Here is an 18798-nt window from a genome sequence, read left to right as displayed (position 1 = left end):
GTGGTGTTTAGTCAATATATTTATCCGTTTTTTGCGCACCACAGCTCCTCGCTTTTAAGCATGGTATTCAAGATCACGATGAGCTTTCGCATGCAGGCGATCAGTGCTACTTTCGGCATTTTTCCAGCCGCTTTGAGACGCTGGTAATAGCGCTTAAAAACAGGATTACACTGTATGGCAGACATCATCGCCATAAACATGACTGTACGTATTCTGTGGCGACCACCACGGATCCTGCGTTTACCCTTGTAAGAACCACTTTCGCGGTTCATGGGAGCGACACCAACTAGGGCGGCAATTTCTTTTCGGTTTAGTTTTCCTAACTCTGGCATTTCACTAAGCAGAGTGTAGGAAAGCACTTTCCCCACCCCAGGAACACTCGTCAATATTTCCGATTTGACGCGCCATTCTTTGACCTGGGCTACGAGCTTATCGAGTTTTTCCGTAAGTTTATCTATTTGCTGGTTAAGTGATTTAAGCAAAGTATTAATTGATTTATGAAGCTCTTTGGGCATGATTTGGAGACGATTTTTTTCCATCGTTGCCATTTCAAGTAGCTGAGTTCGTCTGATTAGTAAGTCTTTGATTATTTTTGACTGTTCATCCGGAAGTTGCTTTATCTCAGGTTTAATGATTGCCGAAAATTGAGCGATGACTGAAGCATCAATTCTGTCTGTTTTCGCCATGACACCGATAGCTTGGGCAAAGCGACGAACTTTGATTGGATTGACGATAACAACGGGTAAATTAGCTTTATCGCAGGCATAGACAAAGGCATGCTCATAACGACCCGTCGCCTCAGTGACGATACGTTTTACCGGATGCTTCTTAAGTACCTGAATGACTTTCTGGATATGTTCAGGGTCATTTGGGATAGATAAATGTAGGTCGAGTGAATGTAGAACGATATCGAGCTGTGACTTACCGACATCAACGCCGACATTGATTTCAGTTTGGTTTTTATGGTTGTTCATTATAAGCTTACTCTGCCTTGCTATACGGGCTCGAGGCCCCAATGACTGTTCGAGTTATTGCTAGGAGTTATGCAGCGCTACCCACTTGTTACCGGTCTCTCGTAAGAGGAGCCGCCATTCAATCGAGCTACTGCATAAAGACCCTCAACGGCCATTGAGGGTGGGCCTCCAATTTACCCTAAAATGGAACAGGATTAACCATACAAGCGCATTCAACTGGCCAAATACTGGTTGGCTCCTACGCCGTGCTTCGGATATTAGCCAAGCAGCATTTGCCCGTTAACGCGGGTGTTATGTAGAAATTTCACAAAGGAAGTTTATGATGAATTTAAACGCAACTCTCTGGGGGCAAATCCTCTTCGTCTTAGCGTTAATAGTCATTTTTTTCACAGTAAGGTTTGCACAGGGTAAAGCGAGCAATGTTCCTTTAGTTGGCTTTTATGCATTTCTACTAAACTTCTTAATTCCGCCTGGTGGCTGGATTTATTGCGGCTATTGGTATTTTAAAAAGTCCTAACTGAGAGCGGTTAGTTTCAATGTAGGCTTTCGAACGCCAACTCGTTTTTGTCCAATTGAATTTTAGTGTCAGGTTATCCATTAACGTTTAATCGAAGAGACGATAGATACCAGTGTAAGCACGCTTTTGGCTCTCGGCGGCAAGGACGCCGCCGTGAAGCCTCCAGGGACGGAATCTCGGCGTGCCAAAAGAGTGCTTGCACATAAGCCTGCCGCAGGCAATTGATACACCATGAAGCTATGGCTCAAACTAACGTTTCAAATATCAAAGTTGATTTGATATCCAGTAAATAAGGACTTTGCTTAAAGGCCATTCAGGTATCCATGCGCTGCACCTGCCGCAGGCAATTGATACACCATGAAGTCATGGTTCAAGGAAACCCTTTAAACAGCAAGGTAGTGTGATGCTCACATACTAAGACCTCAGCTGAAAGGCCATTCAGATCCCCTCGCGCTGCACCTGCCGCAGGCAATCGATTCACTATGAAGCCATGATTCCAAGCTCCCTTTTCAAGTTTCAAATCAGTTCGGTGCTAGCTACTAAGATAGCTGTCCCTTCATGAGGAATAGCGCCTGCTGAGATCCAGTCTCAGCAGGCTTTGGGTTGAGCCAGTTTGCTAGGTTAGAAGAAACCTAGCGGGTTGACGTCGTAGCTGACGAGCAGGTTCTTGGTGTTTTGGTAATGGCTGAGCATCATCTTGTGGGTCTCGCGACCTATGCCTGACTTCTTGTAGCCACCGAAGGCAGCGTGAGCTGGGTAGGCGTGGTAGCAGTTGATCCACACGCGTCCCGCCTGAATGCCGCGGCCCATGCGCTGGGCGCGGTTCATGTCGCGGGTCCAGACGCCGGCGCCCAGGCCATATTCGGTGTCGTTGGCGATGGCCAGCGCCTCTGCCTCATCCTTGAAGGTGGTGACCGAAATAACCGGGCCGAAGATCTCCTCCTGGAAGACGCGCATCTTGTTGTGACCCTTGAGTATGGTGGGCTCGATATAGAAACCGCTGCTCTGATCGCCAGACAGCTGGCAGCTGGTGCCACCAATCAGCACCTCGGCACCCTCGTTGCGACCTATCTCCAGGTAACTCAGGATCTTATCGAATTGCTCCTGGGAGGCCTGGGCACCTACCTGGGTGTCGGTATCCAGCGGGTTGCCCTGCTTGATTGTCTTGGCGCGGGCGATCACCTTGTCGATAAACTTGTCGTAGATGGACTCGGCGATTAGCACACGTGACGGACAGGTACAAACCTCGCCCTGGTTGAAGAAGGCCAGCAGCATGCCTTCAACTGCCTTATCCAGATACTCATCTTCCTGCTCCATCACGTCGGCAAAGTAGATGTTGGGCGACTTGCCGCCCAGCTCGACGGTAGAGGGGATCAGCGACTCGGCGGCGCACTTGAGGATATGGTGACCAATCTGAGTCGAGCCGGTGAAGGCCAGCTTGGCGATGCGCTTGCTGACCGCCAGTGCCTGACCCGCCTCTGTGCCGAAACCATTGACGATATTGAGCACGCCGGCTGGCAGCAGGTCTTGAATGAGTTCGACCATCACCAGAATGGAGACGGGTGTCTGCTCGGCGGGCTTGAGCACTATGCAGTTACCGGCGGCCAGCGCCGGGGCGATCTTCCAGGCGGCCATCAGTAGCGGGAAGTTCCAGGGGATGATCTGGCCGACGACGCCCAGCGGCTCGGGAAAGTGGTAGCTGACGGTGTTGTTGTCGATATCGGCGGCGCTGCCTTCCTGGGCGCGGATACAACCGGCGAAGTAGCGGAAGTGATCCACAAACAGCGGCAGATCGGCATTCAGGGTTTCGCGTACTGCTTTACCATTTTCCCAGGTCTCGGCTACGGCCAGAAATTCCAGATTTTGCTCGACGCGATCGGCTATCTTCAGCAGTAAGTTGGAGCGTTCGGTGACAGAGGTCTTGCCCCAGGCATCCTTGGCGGCGTGGGCGGCGTCCAGCGCCAGCTCGATATCGCGTTCGTCCGAGCGGGCCACCTGACAGAACACCTGGCCGTCGACGGGTGAGCGGTTATCGAAATATTCCCCGCCCACAGGCGCGACCCACTGCCCCCCAATGAAGTTGTCGTAACGGCTGTTGAAGTTAACTATGGCATCTGTCGTGCCTGGCTTGCTGTAGATCATCTTGAGCTTCCTTGTATGGTTTTGTCTTGTCGAAAGACGCCTCTGCCGGGCGTCCTATTTTTATGCTTAAAAAAACAACAGGTTTAAAATTTATATCTTTGCCCCATTTGTTGTCATGCTGGTGTTCATTAGGGCGCAGCTTCCTACTAGCTGTCGTAAGCACTAAGGCAAAGCCTAGGCCAAACTGGCAGGAGTTGTGATGTGGCTGGAGTAACAGTATGATGAAAAACTAATTTTTGATGTCCGAATGTGTGTGGTCCAGGAGGGAGTAGCACTGGCAGTAGGCATGCACTGTGACATAAGTGCGCACCTCGGGTGTGCCAAAATGGAACACTGTTATGACGATAGCTCCACAGACACAAGCTTGGTTGTCTGACTCATGGTCTCGTAGTCAGGGCGCAGGGTTAAGCGAAGCCAAGTTACCGCAAGAATTACGACTCAACGCCCAGGCGCTCGCCGAGCGGCATCACGCCAACAAGCAACTCATCAATCTCACCAAACAGCATGCATTGCCCCTGTTTAATCAGATGATGGCCCACAGCCAGAGCCGGCTGATCCTCTCGGATCGCGACGGCTATGTGCTCTGCCATTGGGGCGTGAGCCGCTACTCGGACAAGCTGGCCAACGTCGCCCTGGATGTGGGGGTCAATTGGCGTGAGGAGCACAAGGGCACCAACGCCATAGGCACGGCCCTGACTGCCAGGCAGACAGTGTCTGTGATTGGCGAGCAGCATTTTATTCGCCATCACAGGTTTATGAGCTGCACCGCTAGCCCTATCTTCTCTCCCGAGGGCGAGCTACTCGGCGCCATCGACATTACTAGCGAACAGCAGCGTCATACCCAGCAGACCTTAGTGCTCATCGCCAGCCTGGTGCAGCAGATAGAGACGGCGCTGCTGTGTCATCTGCCCGGCAGCCACTACCGCGTCGATCTTGCCGAGCAGCCGTCGCTGATCGCCTCCGGTTGGCAGGGCATAGTCGTGGCCAATGTCGACGGTAAGATCTTGGGCTGCAACGCCATGGCCAAACGCCTGCTACACAGGCCGCGGGTGGGTGACGATATCGACCGTCATCTGGGGGCAAGCTGGAACAGCGGTGAGCAGGTGTGTCAGGATCAACGTCTGCACCTTAAGACCCAGCAGCTGGTCGAAACCCGGCCAAGCCAGCTGGTGAGCCAGCAGATAGGCGTACGCTTTCGCGATCCTAAGTTAGAGCGCGCCTGGCAGCAGGCCAATAAGGTGGTGGGACGCAACATTCCTCTGCTGATCTGCGGTGAGACTGGGGTGGGCAAGGAGCAGTTCGTGAAGAAACTCCATGGCCAGAGTGCCCGCGCCCAGGCGGCCCTGGTGGCGGTTAACTGCGCCGCACTGCCCGCAGATCTGGTGGAGTCAGAACTCTTCGGCTATCAGGCTGGGGCATTTACCGGCGCATCCCGCCAGGGGTTCGAAGGCAAGATTCGTCAGGCCGATGGTGGTTTCCTGTTTCTCGACGAGATAGGTGAGATGCCGCTGGCGACCCAGAGCCGCTTGCTGCGGGTATTGCAGGAGCGCGAGGTGGTGCCCGTGGGCAGCAATCGTAGCTACAAGGTGGATATTCAGGTGGTGGCCGCCACCCATGCGGATCTGCGTGAGCAGGTGAGTCGGGGAGCCTTTAGGGAAGATCTCTACTATCGCCTCAATGGTCTGCAGGTCACCCTGCCGCCACTGCGCCAGCGCAGCGACATTGAGCGCATCATCCACAAGCTGCACAAACGCTATCGCCAGGCGACACAGCAGCTATGCCCTCAGTTGTTACAGCGTCTGTTGGCCCATGATTGGCCGGGCAATCTGAGGGAGCTGGATAACCTGATGCAGGTGGCCTGCCTGATGGCCGATGGCGAACCTGTGATGCAGTGGCAGCATCTGCCCGACACAGTGCAGGAACAGCTCAAGGAGGCGAGAGCGACCGAGGAGCAGATGCAGGATTGCGAGAGTGAGCTGAGTCTCATGGTCAATGCCAACATAGTCTCTAGCTATCACAGATTTGAAGGCAATGTGAGTCGCTGTGCCAAACACCTGGGGATCAGCCGTAATACCTTGTATCGTAAACTCAAAGGCTTAGGGTTAAAACCGTGACCTAGTTATGCCCCTTGTGCATACCGATCATGCAAAATGTGCAGTGTATTCACGGCGGCAGATCTACTAGTCTGTCGATTCACTTGTTTATAAGGAGGCCCCATGTTTAAGGCACTCGTATTGACCCAGCTAGATAAACAGACCCAAGCCGATGTAAAACTGCTACCTGAGAGCGAACTGCCCGAGGGCGACGTGTTGGTGGAGGTGAGTTACTCATCGCTCAACTATAAGGATGGCCTGGCGATCACCGGCCTTGGTAAGATCATTCGCGAGTTCCCCATGGTGCCTGGTATCGACTTCGCCGGTGTGGTGAGTGAGTCGGCCGACCCCCGCTTTCAACCGGGTGACGAGGTGATACTGACCGGCTGGGGCGTGGGCGAGAACCATTGGGGCGGTATGGCCGAGAAGGCGCGAGTGAAGGCCGACTGGCTGGTACCTATGCCCAAGGGCTGTGATGCTGCCAAGGCGATGATGATAGGCACGGCCGGCCTGACAGCCATGTTGTGTGTACAGGCGCTGCAGCAGGCGGGCGTGACCCCAGAAGATGGCGACGTGCTGGTCACGGGTGCTAGCGGCGGTGTCGGTTCCGTGGCCGTGACCCTGCTGGCTCAGCTTGGTTATCGCGTGGTGGCCAGCTCTGGCCGCGTCGAGGTAAACGGCGACTGGCTAACAGCCCTGGGGGCCAGCGAAGTTATCGATCGCAGCGAGCTTGAACAAGATAGTCGCCCGCTGGAGAAGCAGCGCTGGGCGGGTGTGGTCGATACCGTTGGTAACAAGGTGTTGGCGACGGCATTGGCGCAGATGAAATACGGCGGCAGCGCCGCCATCTGTGGTCTTGCGGGTGGTTTTGCCCTGCCGACGACTGTGATGCCCTTTATCCTGCGCGGGGTTAACCTGCTGGGTATCGACTCGGTTGCCTGCCCGATTGATAAGCGGGTCAAGGCCTGGGAGCAGGTGCTGGAGCTCTTGCCGGAGCAGTATTACCAGCAGGCCTGTCAGACTATCGGCCTGGAGCAGCTTGGCGAGTACGCCGGCAATATCGTTAAAGGCAAGGTGACTGGCCGGGTGCTGGTGAAGGTGTAAATCTAATGCTAGATCATAGATAAAGATTAAAGACAAAGAAGTGGCCTCATGGCCACTTTTTTTTGCCTGCTCGCCAACTAATGCTATTTCTATCTCTAACGCTAAGGCGTGGCTCGCCGCGCCTAGGGCTGCGCTTGCTGGGCAAGCATCGGCCTGATGAGGTCGGTGATCATGCCGCGCAGCCAGGCCTGGGCCTTGTCCAATTCGCAGCGCGAATGCCAAAACAGGCTGTAGTTGAGTGCCGCAATGTCGAAGGGGAGGGGTTTAACCCTGAGTCGGTGACGGGCGGCGGCCATCTCGGCGAGTCCCTCGGGTAGGGTGATGATGAGGGGATGAATCGCCAGCAGTGCCAGGGCGCTGTCGAGGTGGGCGGTGCGCAGGCACTCGTGCCGCGGTGGGTGCTGGGCAATGGCCGCATCCACGATAGCCTTGACCCCGTCGCTGATGGCAATGGTGGCGTGGGGATAGTGCAGATAATCCCTGAGGGTCATAGTGCGATCCGCCACAGGATGATCGCTGGAGACCAGGCAACTGACGCCGACACGTCCCAGGGGCGTGCTGGAAAGCGGTGACGCCTGACCCAGGGCGCGGCAGATCGCCATATCGACTCCTTGCACGCTGAGCTGTTCGGTGAGCGTTTGGTGCTGCACCGGCAGGATATTGAGCCTTATGTGCGGCGCCTGACGATAGATCTCCGGCAGGATGAAGGGCAGCAGACCCTGAATGGCAAAATCGGTGGCGGCCAGGGTGAAGGCCTGTCGACATTGGCTGGGCACGAAGGCGCTGGGCGTCAGCAGGGTGAGCAGTTCACTGGTTGGCCCCTGTAACTTACGATAGCAGTCCAGGGCATATTGGGTGGGTACCAGCTGCTGGCCCACCCGAGAAAACAGTGGATCGTCCAGCATCTGCCGTAGACGTCCCAGGATGCGGCTGGTGGCGGATTGGCTCAGGTGTAATCGTTTGGCGGCGCGGGTAACGCTGCGCTCCTCGACTAATACTTGCAGGGCGATTAACAGGCTTAAATCCTGACGATAGATAGCTTCGAGTTCCATGGGGCGGCCAAGGTAGATCTGAATATGACCTAACTTACCAGTGTGGTGCCCATCTTGTCTGACTTTTTCGCTTACCGTTGCGCTAAGTCGCAATCTCTTCAGGGGGTTATGGCTCCATATGTCGTGGTTTGGAACGACTTCCAAAATACCCACAAAGTAGTATTTTTGAGCAAATTTGAAGCTAGCTATTAGTTTAGCGATGTTAACAAGTTGTTTTGAAACTAACTGTTGATTAACTCCCGTTTTGGAACCTGTTCCAGTCCTAAGATGGCGCTGTCGAATAAAACAAAAAGGGTGATAACAGATGAGCAACGTAGATCTGCTAGGACGCCGTAATTTCATTAAAGGTATGGGTGCCGCTGCGGGTGTCGCAATGGCCGCGCCTGCGATGGCAGTTTCCGAGAAAGCTGACGGTGTGAAATGGGATAAAGAAGTTGAAGTATTGATTATCGGCTCCGGCTTCGCCGGCTTGGCGGCTGCTATTGAGGCGACGCGCAAGGGCGCAAAAGATGTGCATATCTTCGAGAAGATGGCCTACTTCGGTGGTAACTCCGCCATTAACGGTGGTCTGTTTGCGGCGCCTGGTACGCCGATGCAGAAGAAAGAAGGCGTTAAAGATTCGGTCGATCGTATGGTGGCGGATCAGCTTAAGTCTGGCCGTGGTATTGCCGACGAAGCCCTGCTGCGTCATGTGGCATCTCACGCGGTCGAGGCTCTGCAGATGACTATGGATGCCGGTGCCGAGTTCCATCCTTACCTGCAGCAGCTTGGTGGCCACTCGGTGGCACGTACCTATCAAACCACAGTGAGCTGTGGCGCCGGTATCACACAGCCGCTCTATAAAGAATGTAAGAAGCTGGGTGTTCATACGCACAACCGCTCAAAGTTCGAAGGCTTCCTAGTGGGTGAAAAGGGCGAAGTGGTTGGCGTTAAAATGCGTCAAAACTATCACTTCGGTGAAGACCAGCCTGGTAAGGTGCTGAAGATCCGTGCCAAGCGCGGTGTGATCATGGCCACCGGCGGCTTCGCGCAAAACGTCGATCTGCGTATGGCGCAGGATCCGACCTTGACCTCTGAGGTGGGCTGTACCAATGCCCCGGGCGCAACCGGTGAAGGCATGTATGAGATGTTCCGCCTGGGCGCGATTCCGGTTCACTTAGCACACATTCAATCTGGCCCATGGGCGTCGCCTGACGAAGGTGGATTTGGTTATGTGTCTAACTACTCTATCTACAACTTCCCGCATTCAATGGCCATTAACCGACTGACGGGTAAGCGTTTTATGAATGAAATCGCCGACCGTAAGACCCGTGCCGATGCCGAGCTGGCGTGTCGCGACGAGAAGGGTAATCCGCTGCCGCCAATTTTGATCACCAGCTACAAGGATTCTAAGAAGCATCCAAACACCAAGAAGGTGATCAAGTACAACGTAGGCTGGAAGTTCGACACCATCGAAGAACTGGCGAAGCACTTTGAGGTACCTCTGAAGCCGCTGAAAGCGCAAATCGAAGAGTACAACAGCTACGTGAAGAGCGGCGAAGATAAGCAGTTCGGTAAGAACATGACTAAGGCCAAGGATAAGTATATCGAGGCGCCATTTACCGTGGTACGTCTATGGCCGAAAGTGCACTACTGTCAGGGCGGTGTACAGGTGAATACCAAGGCTGAGGTGAAAGACAGCTTTACAGGTCAGCCAATTAAAGGCCTGTATGCGGCCGGTGAAGTCTGTGGTGGTATCCACGGCGTCAGCCGCCTGGGTAGCTGCTCAATTCCTGAGTGTATGGTAATGGGTATGACGGCTGCACGCAGCGTCATGAAAGCCTAAGTCGACCGGTAACTAAGAGGAATCAATAATGAAAAAGGTAAATATTGTACTCGCGCTGGTCTTAGGTGGCTTAGTGAGTCTGTCAGCTCAAGCGATCGATCAACGCCCTTGGCACAAAGAGGTGATCGGCAAAGATTGCAAGACATGTCATGACAATGGCATTAAGCAATTCCCGTCGGACCAGGCCTGTCTACAGTGTCACGATGTCGATGATTTAGCCGAGCAAACCGCCCGTAGTGAAGAGGATAAGTGGCAGAACCCACATAACAACCTGCACTATGGTAAAGACTTGCCTTGTCAGGAATGCCACGGCGAGCACAAGGCGAAGAAACCTCTATGCAGCAACTGTCATACCTTCAAGTTTGACAAGCATAAAGAGTAACACTCCCTGAGTGCGAGACCCATGAAGTCATGGGTCTCATCCCATCTTAGCTCCCCTTATCTAGGGGTCACAAGTTATGGTGCTCCCCTTGGCTTGTGGAAAAATTTTTTTAGCGACATTGACCGTTTTATTATCCCTGCAAAGACAATTTACTGTTAACAGTTTCGCTTCATATGCTCCTTGGTCGACATGACTTAGGGGCTTTTTTATGCCGCTAATTTTTGATGATTTTCTTTATAAACATTCTGTTAGTGAATATGTGAGCTAGGTTGTCCTTTCCCTGTTTAAATTGTTGCAAATATGTGCTGATTACATTTTTGGAACGGATTCCAAGCATATTATGCCGCTCAGCAAGTGGTGAAAAAATAATATGTAAATAAGGATGAGATGAATGAAAAAGACAATCATTGCTTTGTCGTTGTTATCGGCTAATGGTGCGATGGCGGCGAGCCTCCCCGATTTCCTTGATCAGCAGGATATCGATAGTGCCGAGTTCAAATGCCTGGGAGAACCTGTCAAGTACAGCGCGGCGGATCAGAAGTACGTCGATATGCTGTGGGACGAGACCCTGACCTACCTCAAAGCCTATGCTGTGGCCTTAACCAACGGCGAAAACAGTCACTGTCTCAATTCAGATGAGGCACTGTTCGATTCGACCCAAGGTGGCCAGAAGATGTGCATCATGGATCGTCGTGACATGAAGCTGATGGTGAAAAACATCTATCAGGTGATTAATAACCCGGACAAGGCTAAGCAGTGTTTCGGTGCCCGAGAAGAGGTCAACTGGATCTATAACCCAGGCGGTGAGCTCACCAAGCGTTCTCCTGTGGCCCAGCACTTTAAGCGCACCACTTTCGACGAGTTCTTCAAGACCAAGGTGACTAACAAGGATGTGCAGAAGCTAGGTAAGACGTTCACTAAAAATTTCGCCAAGATGGTTACTGGTGATGAGGTGAAAATGCCGTCGGCCTTCCCCTATGACATCAGTGCCAATGCTCTGCCAAACTTGTGGGCGGCGGCGGGCTGGTTCCCCATGTACGCCGAAGAGAGTAAGCGTAATGATAAGAACTTCAACAATATTCGTGGTGGCTATGCCTATGCCGAGATCTTCGGTCATTGGGGCCTGCTTCGCATCGACGAGATCAATGGCGAGAAGGTGGGTGCTGAAGTAGGTATGACGGTACAGTCTGTCGATACTCTTTATCCATACCATAACCATGCCATCTCTGAGATCTACTACAACATGCGCGTGCCGGCATGTACCAATCAGTTTAAGAGTTTTGCCATCCGCGCCGACTCACCGCTGCTGAAGACGGTGAAGCAGGACGACAAGATGCGCAGGGTGCAATTCGATGCAGCCCAGCACAATGGCCATACTCAGTGGCTCGCGGGTAGCTACCAGCAAGATCCGCTGCTCTATTTCCATCAAAACACCATCCACGCCTTCGATGTGGACGGCAGCTGTGAGGCCAAGCCTGAAGAGCGTGCCATCGTCTCCGTTTGGGCCAGAAGTAACGCCCATGATAAGCGTAATGACTATGGCACTACCTTGCTGTGTGAATCGGCGAAAAATCCAGGCACACCGGCGAATAAAGATGAAGTGATTCAGTGCGACCTGACCCATCTGAAGTGGTAACAGTACATAAAAAAGGCCAAGCATATGGCCAATTTAAGGTTCGCCGTGCGCCTTTGTTGCACGGCAATTAACAATAAAGGGTGAAATGATGAAGAAGTTTAATATATCTCTCGTGGCGGCGCTGCTGCCCCTGGCCTTGGCGGGAGTGGCCCAGGCACAAGAACAAGAAGATGGCATCGATGTGTCGGGCACAGTGAGGGTGAACTACGCCTATAAAGATTACAGCGAGAGCTCGAAAGATAAAGGTGGTGACTTTGCGTTCGACATGGCAGCGATCAAATTCAACGGCAAACTCGGTGAGTGGGGCTTATCGAGTGAGTATCGTTTCTTCGATGGCTGGCAGGCGCTACGTTACGGTTATGGTTTTTACGACCTGAACCCTGAGTGGCAGATTCAGTTTGGTGTGAATCAGGTGCCATTCGGTAATCCAGGCTTCATCTCTAACAGCTTCTGGTTTGGCGTGCCTTACTACCTGGGCTTCGAGGATGACTACGATCTCGGTATCAAAGGGGTATATAGCAGTGGTGCCTGGGGTACCGAGATGGCCTTTTATAAGAATGCCGAATATGGCGCTAGTCGCGCCGACCGTTACTCTACCGATCTATACACTGGTGTAGTAAATGGTACCGAGTACAACAACGAAGAGACCAACCAGTTAAACCTTCGTCAAACCTATGAGATGAGCTACGAAGGTGGCAGGACCTTGTTTGGCGCCTCTGTCGAATTCGGCCAGATCTACAACAATAAGACGGGCAATAATGGCGACCGTTATGCCGTTGCGCTGCACATGGATAGCAGCTACCAAGGTTGGAACCTGCAGCTGCAGGCGATGCAATATGAATATGACGCCGCCGATGCCGTAGATAGCAATAAGATCGCCGTGGCGGCCTACAACTGGCAATATGAGATTGCGGCTAAGGCCCAGGCCTATAGCGTTAACCTTGCCAAGACGATAGCGACCGATTGGGGTAGCCTGAAGTTCTATAATGATTTCGGCATGGTGACTCCAGATGTGGCCGATGACGGCTACGACACCAGCTACCAGAACGTCACAGGTTGTGCCATCGCCGCCGGTGCCACCTATACCATGGTCGATTTCATTGTCGGTAAAAATATGTATGCCTCGACCCGTGACAACGGCCATGTTGGTCTGCCAGAAGTGGGTGACAGTTGGGACAAGCGTATCAACATCAACTTTGGTTACTACTTCTAAGCGTTAACGCAATAGCGCTTAGAAGCGTGAAGCGATAGTCAGTATCTCTGTCATTAAAAATGCCAACCTTAGGGTTGGCATTTTTTTCTAGCAATAAAAGTATCTGATTTTAATCGATTAAGCTCTAATCGGCAGTCAGAGTCACAGCTTGGAATGGGTTCCGTCGATAAAGTAGGCGTCAGTTAATTTGCCCTAATGACGAGCTTAGCCCTGCAATGAAAACCATCGGTTTCAAGAAAACCATCACCCTGTCGGTGATCATCTTAGTGTCTTTGTGTTTGGCACTGTCTAACCTATTCTCTTATCTCAGTTTAAAGGCCAACACCGTCGAACAGGTGAACGGTAAGCTGCAAACCATGGCACGCTTCGAGGCTGAAGGGATACAGAATTGGTTTATGAGCAAGGCCAATAGTATTGATGCGCTAGCGGCACAATACAGGCGCGGTCAACTCAATGGTGACTATGTGATGCTGGCTAGGCTGGTCAAAGAGAATAGCCTTTTATACTCGGTTTTTTGGGGATTTGAAGATGGCAGCTCCTACGCCAGCGTAGTCGATGATGGGATTTGGCACAATGGCATCGCCGATCCCAGTCAATATGATCCTCGCCCTCGGGGCTGGTATCAGTTGGCCAGAAACAGTGACAGGGCGGTATTGACCGATATTTATGTCGATATGGTTACCGGGAACCCGGTGATCTCCATAGTCACCGATGTGGGAGATGGTGTGCTGTCGGGAGACATTGGCCTGGAGATCCTAGAGGACACAGTCAGTAGCATCAATTTTCCAGGTGCATCGGCGGCCATCATAGATGAAGCGGGCAAGGTGCTGGCCTCCAATATGACAGAATTACAGGCGGGTAAACTGATGAGCCAGCAAGGCTGGGGGCTGTTGGAACAAGAGATGGTGACGCGGGAGGAATTCGCCTCAGCGTATCAGGAAGCAGGCAAAGACTTGCTGCTCTACAGTCATGTCATTCCGCTATTACAGGGAAAGAAAAAGTGGTTTCTTGTGCTTAATATCGATCAAGATATCGCTTATGCCAAGGTCGATGAGGCGCTAGAGGCGGCCTTGATCAATTCCGGCATCATGTTATTGGTCAGTAGCATATTGGTGCTACTTATTCTGAATTGGCTGTATCGTCCAATCCTACAACTTAAGCAAGTGGTCACAGGTTTGTCACAAGGGCAAGCCGATCTCACCATGAGGCTACCAGTAAATAGCCGTGATGATCTCGGTGATATAGCCGCCGGCGTTAACCGTTTTATTGCGCATCTTGAGGGGATCGTGAAGGAGCTGTATGCCGACTCGCAGGATATAGGGCGGAGTATCGTCGCGCTGCAGGGGCAGATGGACGCTAACAGCCAGGTGCTGAGCAAGCATGTGCAAGAGACAGAGCAGATAGTGGCCGCCGTCGAGGAGATGAGCGCTACGGCAAACGATGTGGCTGGTAATACCTCGCAGGGTTCACAGGTGGCGACCTTGGCAAGTTCGCAGATCAATGACACCAAACAGATAGTGGCTAATACTCGTGAGACGGTTAAGCGATTGATAGAAGATGTCGAGGCGACCGAGAGTAGCATCAGTAATATTGCCCATGACGCAGCAACGATCACTAAGGTGCTGCAGGTGATTGGCGACATCGCCGATCAGACTAACCTATTGGCGTTAAATGCCGCCATAGAGGCCGCAAGGGCTGGTGAACAGGGGCGCGGATTTGCTGTGGTTGCCGATGAGGTGAGGGCACTGGCGGCCAGAACTCAATCGAGCACCGCTGAGATAGAATCAACATTGAGTCAGCTGCTCAAGGGGATCGATGCGACTGTCATTACCATGGTGCAAACTAAGGAAACCTGCGAGAAAACCAATCACTGGACTAACAATGTGACAACCAATCTCGATGAGGTTATTCAGTCGGTGGAGACGGTGAGCGATCTTAATACTCAAATTGCCACCGCAGCTGAAGAGCAAAGCATGGTGTCGGCGGAGGTGAGTCGCAATATGGCCGAGATACGCGACATGGTGGTGGTGTTAGAAGATAGCGGTTCGGCGAGTCGTGATGAGACGCTTAAATTGTCAGCCTCGAATCAGAAGCTGCTGGCAGTAGTGGATAAATTTACCTTAGGTTAACTCGCGTATAGCAGCTGTGCCGACTGGCACAGCCGTGATTGTGCGCCGCGACTTAGCCGGGATAACTCTCGGCTAGGTTGTTGACGTTGGCCTTGATCAGGGTGATCAGCTGCTGGGTCGCGTCGGTCTGGGTATCGGGATTGAGATAGAGGGACTCGTTAAACACTGGCAGTACGGGTAGCTGGTGTTCAACTGGATCCAAAATCTGCATCCTGTCGTTGATCCTGAACTCGGCGATAGGAGCTATGGTGAGATCGTTCTCCACCGCCATGCACAGCGCCTGCGGTGACGGGGTTGATAGCAATACGTTGATCGGCCTCATGGTGAGCTGGTGGTTGGCAAACACCTGAGCCCGTATCGGACAGTTTTCCGGGTAGAGCGCCATGGGAATGGTTTCGCGTTTGTGGGCATTACCCTCTTTAGCTGCCACCCAGTGAAACTTGCGTTCAAACAGCAATTCACCGTTGGCCGGTGGCTGCCAGTGGGTCGCGACGATAAGGTCGAACTCTCCCTGCTGCAGTCTTTTATACAGGTTGCCGCTGACATCTGTGTCGATCACCAGTTCGATACAGGTAAATTCGCGAATAAACTCCAGCAGGCAGCTGCCGAGGTAACGCTTGATATAGTCGGTCGGTACGCCCAGACGGATGATTTCGCGGTTCTGACATTCCTTGAGGTCATCCAGCGCCTGCGAGTTGAGCTGCAACATCTTGTAGGCGTAGTTCAGCAGGGTCTCACCGGACTCGGTGAGTGTGACGCCCTTGTTGTCTCTGATCAACAGCTCCTGCCCCACGCTCTCCTCGAGCTTCTTAATTTGCAGGCTGAGGGCCGACTGGGTGCGGCAGATCTTGTCGGCGGCTTTCGACAGGTTGCCCGATTCCGCGACGGCGATGAAGCTCTCTAGCAATTCGATCTTTAACATGGGCTATTGGCTTTGTTCATAGTGGTATCAGTATTACTCAATATCCCTGGTTAGAGAACACTGTTATCGTTTGATTGTGAAGTTGCAATTAAGATGTTTCGTAAAGTGTGATGAGGTCGATATGAGTAGCTGGGAGCAAAGAACAGATTATCTTGTTGAGGTGGCGCAGCGCTGCCTTAGGGGGCATCAGAGTTTCGATCTGTGCCGTTCTCATCTCGTTGCGGCCAGCCAGATCTCCAAGGGAACCATCTATAATCATTTCACCACAGAGGCAGACTTGGTGGTGGCGGTTGCCTGTGCCCAATACCAAGGTTGGCTCAAGGCGGCCGAATGTGAACAGCAAGGCGATACCGATCCCTTTGAATGCTACCTGTTCCATCACTGTCAGCGTTTGTATGATGTTTTGGCGCAGAAGCGCTTTGTGATAGAGCGCATGATGCCCAATCAAGAATTATTGCAGCAGGCATCAGAGGTGTATCGCGATAGATTTAATGATTTATTTACACAATATTGTCAGTGGAATCAGGGCATGATCTCAGCCGTTGGCGATCGTCCTGGCTTTGATCGCTACGAACTCCTTAAAAACTATATTCGCGGCACCATGATCAATAGCGATGATGGCCTTAAGCGCTGTGATGACGTGCAAACCTACTATCAATTTAGTTATGCGATGGCCCAGCTGATGGGACACTCAGACAGACGCATTCCCACCAAGCAAACCTTTTCAGTCTGGCTGGCACAGAGAGAGCCGCAGCAAACTAACGCGGCAGCCTGATAATCACTTCGAGTCCGTGAGGGGTGGCGTTGTTGGCCACTATCTGCCCCTGGTGGGCCTGTATGGCCGCCTTGGCGATCGCCAGCCCCAGTCCCCAGCCGCCGGATTCCCTCTCTCGAGCCGATTGCGGGCGATAGAAGGGCTCGAAGATCGCCTGCAGATCCGCCTCATTGTCTATGCCTGGACCATCATCCCTGATGCTGAGGATCACCCGCTCGGGCTCGGCGTAGGCACGTATGCTGACCTCCCGCTCGGCGTAGCGGATGGCGTTACGCAGCAGGTTTTCCACCGCCCTGGCCAGGGGGCGGGGATTGAGCATCAGCATCAGGCTGTCGTCTATGTCGATCAGCAGAGATTTCTGTTGCTGCTCCGCCTCGAACTCGGCGTCGTCTAAGACCTGTCCCAGGGTCTCGGCCAGCGACAACTTGTGCTTATGCTCATGAATATCCAGCTTCACCCGCGACAGCTCCAGCAGCTCGGCGATCATCGCCTCCAGCTGCTCCGCCTCATAGCCGATGCGCTCTATCTCGGTCGAGGTCTGGCCCTTCTTGCGGGTGAGGGCGAGGGCGAGCTGTAGCCGGGTCAGCGGCGTCCTGAGTTCGTGGGAGATGTCGCTGATCAGGCGCTGCTGACTGTTGACCATGGACTCGATGGCGTCGGCCATGGCGTTAAAGGATTGAGCCAGTTGGCCAATCTCGTCTTTACGCGCCGTGGTGCTGGCATCTGCCCTGTGGCTGAGATCGCCGCTAGCGACCGCTTCGGCACTCTGCTTAAGCGCGCGCAGGGGTTTGCCCAGGTGCCAGGCTAGTAGGCCACACAAGAGGCCCGAGAGCAAGATCGCCAGGGTCAGCGTGAGGGCAATATTCTCGGCGAAGAAGAAGAACCAGGGCCTGGGGTGCATCTCGGCGAGCCGACCATAGAGAGTGTAGCGTTTACCCTTGATCTCGAAAGGTTCGGGGCCAAACAGCAGCTCGCTCTTAAACTGATGGCTGATGGGGTGTCCTGCCTCGTCGGCCATCAGCATGAAGCGCCGTATGCCCCGTGAGACACGCTGGTTGTTGATCAGTTGGCCCTGTTCGTCCGCCACATAGAAGCGCACCGGCTTGTTGCCCATCTCCTTGAGTCTGTGCCAGCGCTTGTCGCGCTTGGTGGTTAGCAGTTCGGGGTGTTCCTGTAGGTGTTCAACGACACGTTCGAGCAGCCCCTGTAGATGGGGTGGAATAGGGGCCTGATCGTGATTCTGCTGCAGAAGGGGCAGCAGGCCGACGATGGCGATGATCAGGCTGCTACAGAGCCAGAAACTCAGCAGCAGCTTGATGAAGATACGATTGGGAAGACTGCTAATTTTCATCAGGTTAGCCAGATATAGCCCTTGCCTCTGAGGGTCTTGACCCTGGGGCGCCCGTCGGTGCGTTCCGGCAGCTTCTTACGCAGATTAGACAGGTGCATATCCAGGCTGCGATCGAAGGGCATCAGCTTCTTGCCCAGCACATTCTCGCTGAGGTTGTCTTTGCTTAGCACCTCGCCGCTGTGCTGGATCATATGGTAGAGCAGGCTAAATTCGGTGCCCGTGAGGATCAGCAGTTGATCCTGGCAGACCACCTCCTGACGGCTGGGATCCAGCTTGATGTCGGCAAACTCCAGTATGCCGGGCTGCTGCTCATCGACCTGATGGCCGGTGCGACGAATGATCGCCTTGATACGTGCCACCAGTTCCCTGTCGTTGAAGGGCTTGGGCAGGTAGTCGTCGGCGCCGATTTCGAGGCCCACGACCCTGTCTATCTCGTCGCCGCGGGCGGTAAGCATGAGCACCGGGGTCTGTTTCTTGGCCCGCAACGCCTTGAGTACCTCGAAGCCGTTGAGCTTGGGCAACATGACATCGAGTAGGATGAGATCGAACTGCTGCTCCAGCGCCAGGGCGAGACCGGCTGCGCCATCGTGGGCCAGCGTCAGATTAAACCCTTCAAGTTCAAGCAGTTGTGCTAGCAGTTCCGCTAGTCCTAGATCGTCATCGATTAACAGAATTTGGCTCAT

General features: G+C 53.2%; 14 protein-coding genes. 8 read left to right on the top strand and 6 right to left on the bottom strand.

Annotated elements, in window-relative coordinates; all coding sequences use genetic code 11:
- Positions 1-20: 20 nt before the first annotated feature.
- Positions 21-974, bottom strand: a complete 954-nt coding sequence (locus L1D43_RS17040) for an IS110 family transposase (protein ID WP_239853482.1) — start codon at positions 972-974, stop codon at positions 21-23.
- 1138 nt (positions 975-2112) lie between these two features.
- The gene (locus tag L1D43_RS17035) at positions 2113-3633 is read right to left on the bottom strand and encodes an aldehyde dehydrogenase family protein (protein ID WP_011867368.1); all 1521 of its coding nucleotides are present in this window, start codon (positions 3631-3633) and stop codon (positions 2113-2115) included.
- Positions 3634-3971: 338 nt separating this feature from the next.
- Between L1D43_RS17035 and L1D43_RS17030 the strand changes: the two genes are divergently transcribed.
- Together L1D43_RS17030 and L1D43_RS17025 are read left to right on the top strand one after the other, a co-directional pair.
- Positions 3972-5747: a sigma-54-dependent Fis family transcriptional regulator gene (locus L1D43_RS17030; protein WP_239853481.1), complete on the top strand. Its 1776-nt coding sequence runs from the start codon at positions 3972-3974 to the stop codon at positions 5745-5747.
- Positions 5748-5849: 102 nt separating this feature from the next.
- Positions 5850-6830, top strand: a complete 981-nt coding sequence (locus L1D43_RS17025; protein ID WP_239853480.1) for an MDR family oxidoreductase — start codon at positions 5850-5852, stop codon at positions 6828-6830.
- A 122-nt stretch (positions 6831-6952) separates the two neighbouring features.
- On the opposite strand, the gene L1D43_RS17020 is transcribed toward L1D43_RS17025, so the two are convergent.
- Positions 6953-7882, bottom strand: coding sequence for a LysR family transcriptional regulator (locus tag L1D43_RS17020; RefSeq protein WP_239853479.1), 930 nt, complete (start codon positions 7880-7882; stop codon positions 6953-6955).
- Between the two features lie 304 nt (positions 7883-8186).
- On the opposite strand from L1D43_RS17020, the gene L1D43_RS17015 reads away from it, so the two are divergent.
- From L1D43_RS17015 to L1D43_RS16995, 5 genes are all read left to right on the top strand, one after another.
- Positions 8187-9707, top strand: coding sequence for a flavocytochrome c (locus tag L1D43_RS17015; RefSeq protein ID WP_239853478.1), 1521 nt, complete (start codon positions 8187-8189; stop codon positions 9705-9707).
- Between the two features lie 28 nt (positions 9708-9735).
- Complete coding sequence (locus L1D43_RS17010) at positions 9736-10089, top strand: cytochrome c3 family protein (protein ID WP_239853475.1); 354 nt, start codon at positions 9736-9738, stop codon at positions 10087-10089.
- Positions 10090-10480: 391 nt separating this feature from the next.
- Positions 10481-11725: a hypothetical protein gene (locus tag L1D43_RS17005; protein ID WP_239853473.1), complete on the top strand. Its 1245-nt coding sequence runs from the start codon at positions 10481-10483 to the stop codon at positions 11723-11725.
- Positions 11726-11810: 85 nt separating this feature from the next.
- Entirely contained in the window at positions 11811-12938 is a 1128-nt protein-coding gene (locus L1D43_RS17000) for a hypothetical protein (protein ID WP_239853471.1), read from the top strand.
- 215 nt (positions 12939-13153) lie between these two features.
- Entirely contained in the window at positions 13154-15067 is a 1914-nt protein-coding gene (locus L1D43_RS16995) for a methyl-accepting chemotaxis protein (RefSeq protein WP_239853469.1), read from the top strand.
- 52 nt (positions 15068-15119) lie between these two features.
- On the opposite strand, the gene L1D43_RS16990 is transcribed toward L1D43_RS16995, so the two are convergent.
- Positions 15120-15989, bottom strand: coding sequence for a LysR family transcriptional regulator (locus tag L1D43_RS16990; protein ID WP_160797736.1), 870 nt, complete (start codon positions 15987-15989; stop codon positions 15120-15122).
- A 121-nt stretch (positions 15990-16110) separates the two neighbouring features.
- Between L1D43_RS16990 and L1D43_RS16985 the strand changes: the two genes are divergently transcribed.
- A complete protein-coding gene (locus L1D43_RS16985) occupies positions 16111-16764 on the top strand; it encodes a TetR/AcrR family transcriptional regulator (protein WP_239853467.1) in 654 nt (217 codons plus the stop codon).
- Here L1D43_RS16985 and L1D43_RS16980 read toward each other — a convergent pair.
- Complete coding sequence (locus L1D43_RS16980; protein WP_239853466.1) at positions 16748-18115, bottom strand: ATP-binding protein; 1368 nt, start codon at positions 18113-18115, stop codon at positions 16748-16750. The genes L1D43_RS16985 and L1D43_RS16980 overlap by 17 nt on opposite strands.
- Positions 18115-18798: a response regulator gene (locus L1D43_RS16975; protein ID WP_041508869.1), complete on the bottom strand. Its 684-nt coding sequence runs from the start codon at positions 18796-18798 to the stop codon at positions 18115-18117. Before L1D43_RS16975 ends, L1D43_RS16980 begins: the two co-directional genes overlap by 1 nt.

The sequence above is a fragment of the Shewanella sp. Isolate8 genome (genome assembly GCF_022398495.1).
Classification (GTDB): domain Bacteria; phylum Pseudomonadota; class Gammaproteobacteria; order Enterobacterales; family Shewanellaceae; genus Shewanella; species Shewanella aquimarina.
Note: the sequence above shows the minus strand (reverse complement) of the source record. Positions and strands in the feature narration are given on the sequence as shown.

Excerpts from the sequence above, each read along its gene's own strand:
- L1D43_RS17040 (WP_239853482.1), bottom strand. The coding sequence starts at position 974 with ATGAACAACCATAAAAACCAAACTGAAATCAATGTCGGCGTTGATGTC.
- L1D43_RS17035 (WP_011867368.1), bottom strand. The coding sequence starts at position 3,633 with ATGATCTACAGCAAGCCAGGCACGACAGATGCCATAGTTAACTTCAAC.
- L1D43_RS17030 (WP_239853481.1), top strand. The coding sequence starts at position 3,972 with ATGACGATAGCTCCACAGACACAAGCTTGGTTGTCTGACTCATGGTCT.
- L1D43_RS17025 (WP_239853480.1), top strand. The coding sequence starts at position 5,850 with ATGTTTAAGGCACTCGTATTGACCCAGCTAGATAAACAGACCCAAGCC.
- L1D43_RS17020 (WP_239853479.1), bottom strand. The coding sequence starts at position 7,882 with ATGGAACTCGAAGCTATCTATCGTCAGGATTTAAGCCTGTTAATCGCC.
- L1D43_RS17015 (WP_239853478.1), top strand. The coding sequence starts at position 8,187 with ATGAGCAACGTAGATCTGCTAGGACGCCGTAATTTCATTAAAGGTATG.
- L1D43_RS17010 (WP_239853475.1), top strand. The coding sequence starts at position 9,736 with ATGAAAAAGGTAAATATTGTACTCGCGCTGGTCTTAGGTGGCTTAGTG.
- L1D43_RS17005 (WP_239853473.1), top strand. The coding sequence starts at position 10,481 with ATGAAAAAGACAATCATTGCTTTGTCGTTGTTATCGGCTAATGGTGCG.
- L1D43_RS17000 (WP_239853471.1), top strand. The coding sequence starts at position 11,811 with ATGATGAAGAAGTTTAATATATCTCTCGTGGCGGCGCTGCTGCCCCTG.
- L1D43_RS16995 (WP_239853469.1), top strand. The coding sequence starts at position 13,154 with ATGAAAACCATCGGTTTCAAGAAAACCATCACCCTGTCGGTGATCATC.
- L1D43_RS16990 (WP_160797736.1), bottom strand. The coding sequence starts at position 15,989 with ATGTTAAAGATCGAATTGCTAGAGAGCTTCATCGCCGTCGCGGAATCG.
- L1D43_RS16985 (WP_239853467.1), top strand. The coding sequence starts at position 16,111 with ATGAGTAGCTGGGAGCAAAGAACAGATTATCTTGTTGAGGTGGCGCAG.
- L1D43_RS16980 (WP_239853466.1), bottom strand. The coding sequence starts at position 18,115 with ATGAAAATTAGCAGTCTTCCCAATCGTATCTTCATCAAGCTGCTGCTG.
- L1D43_RS16975 (WP_041508869.1), bottom strand. The coding sequence starts at position 18,798 with ATGAGCCAAATTCTGTTAATCGATGACGATCTAGGACTAGCGGAACTG.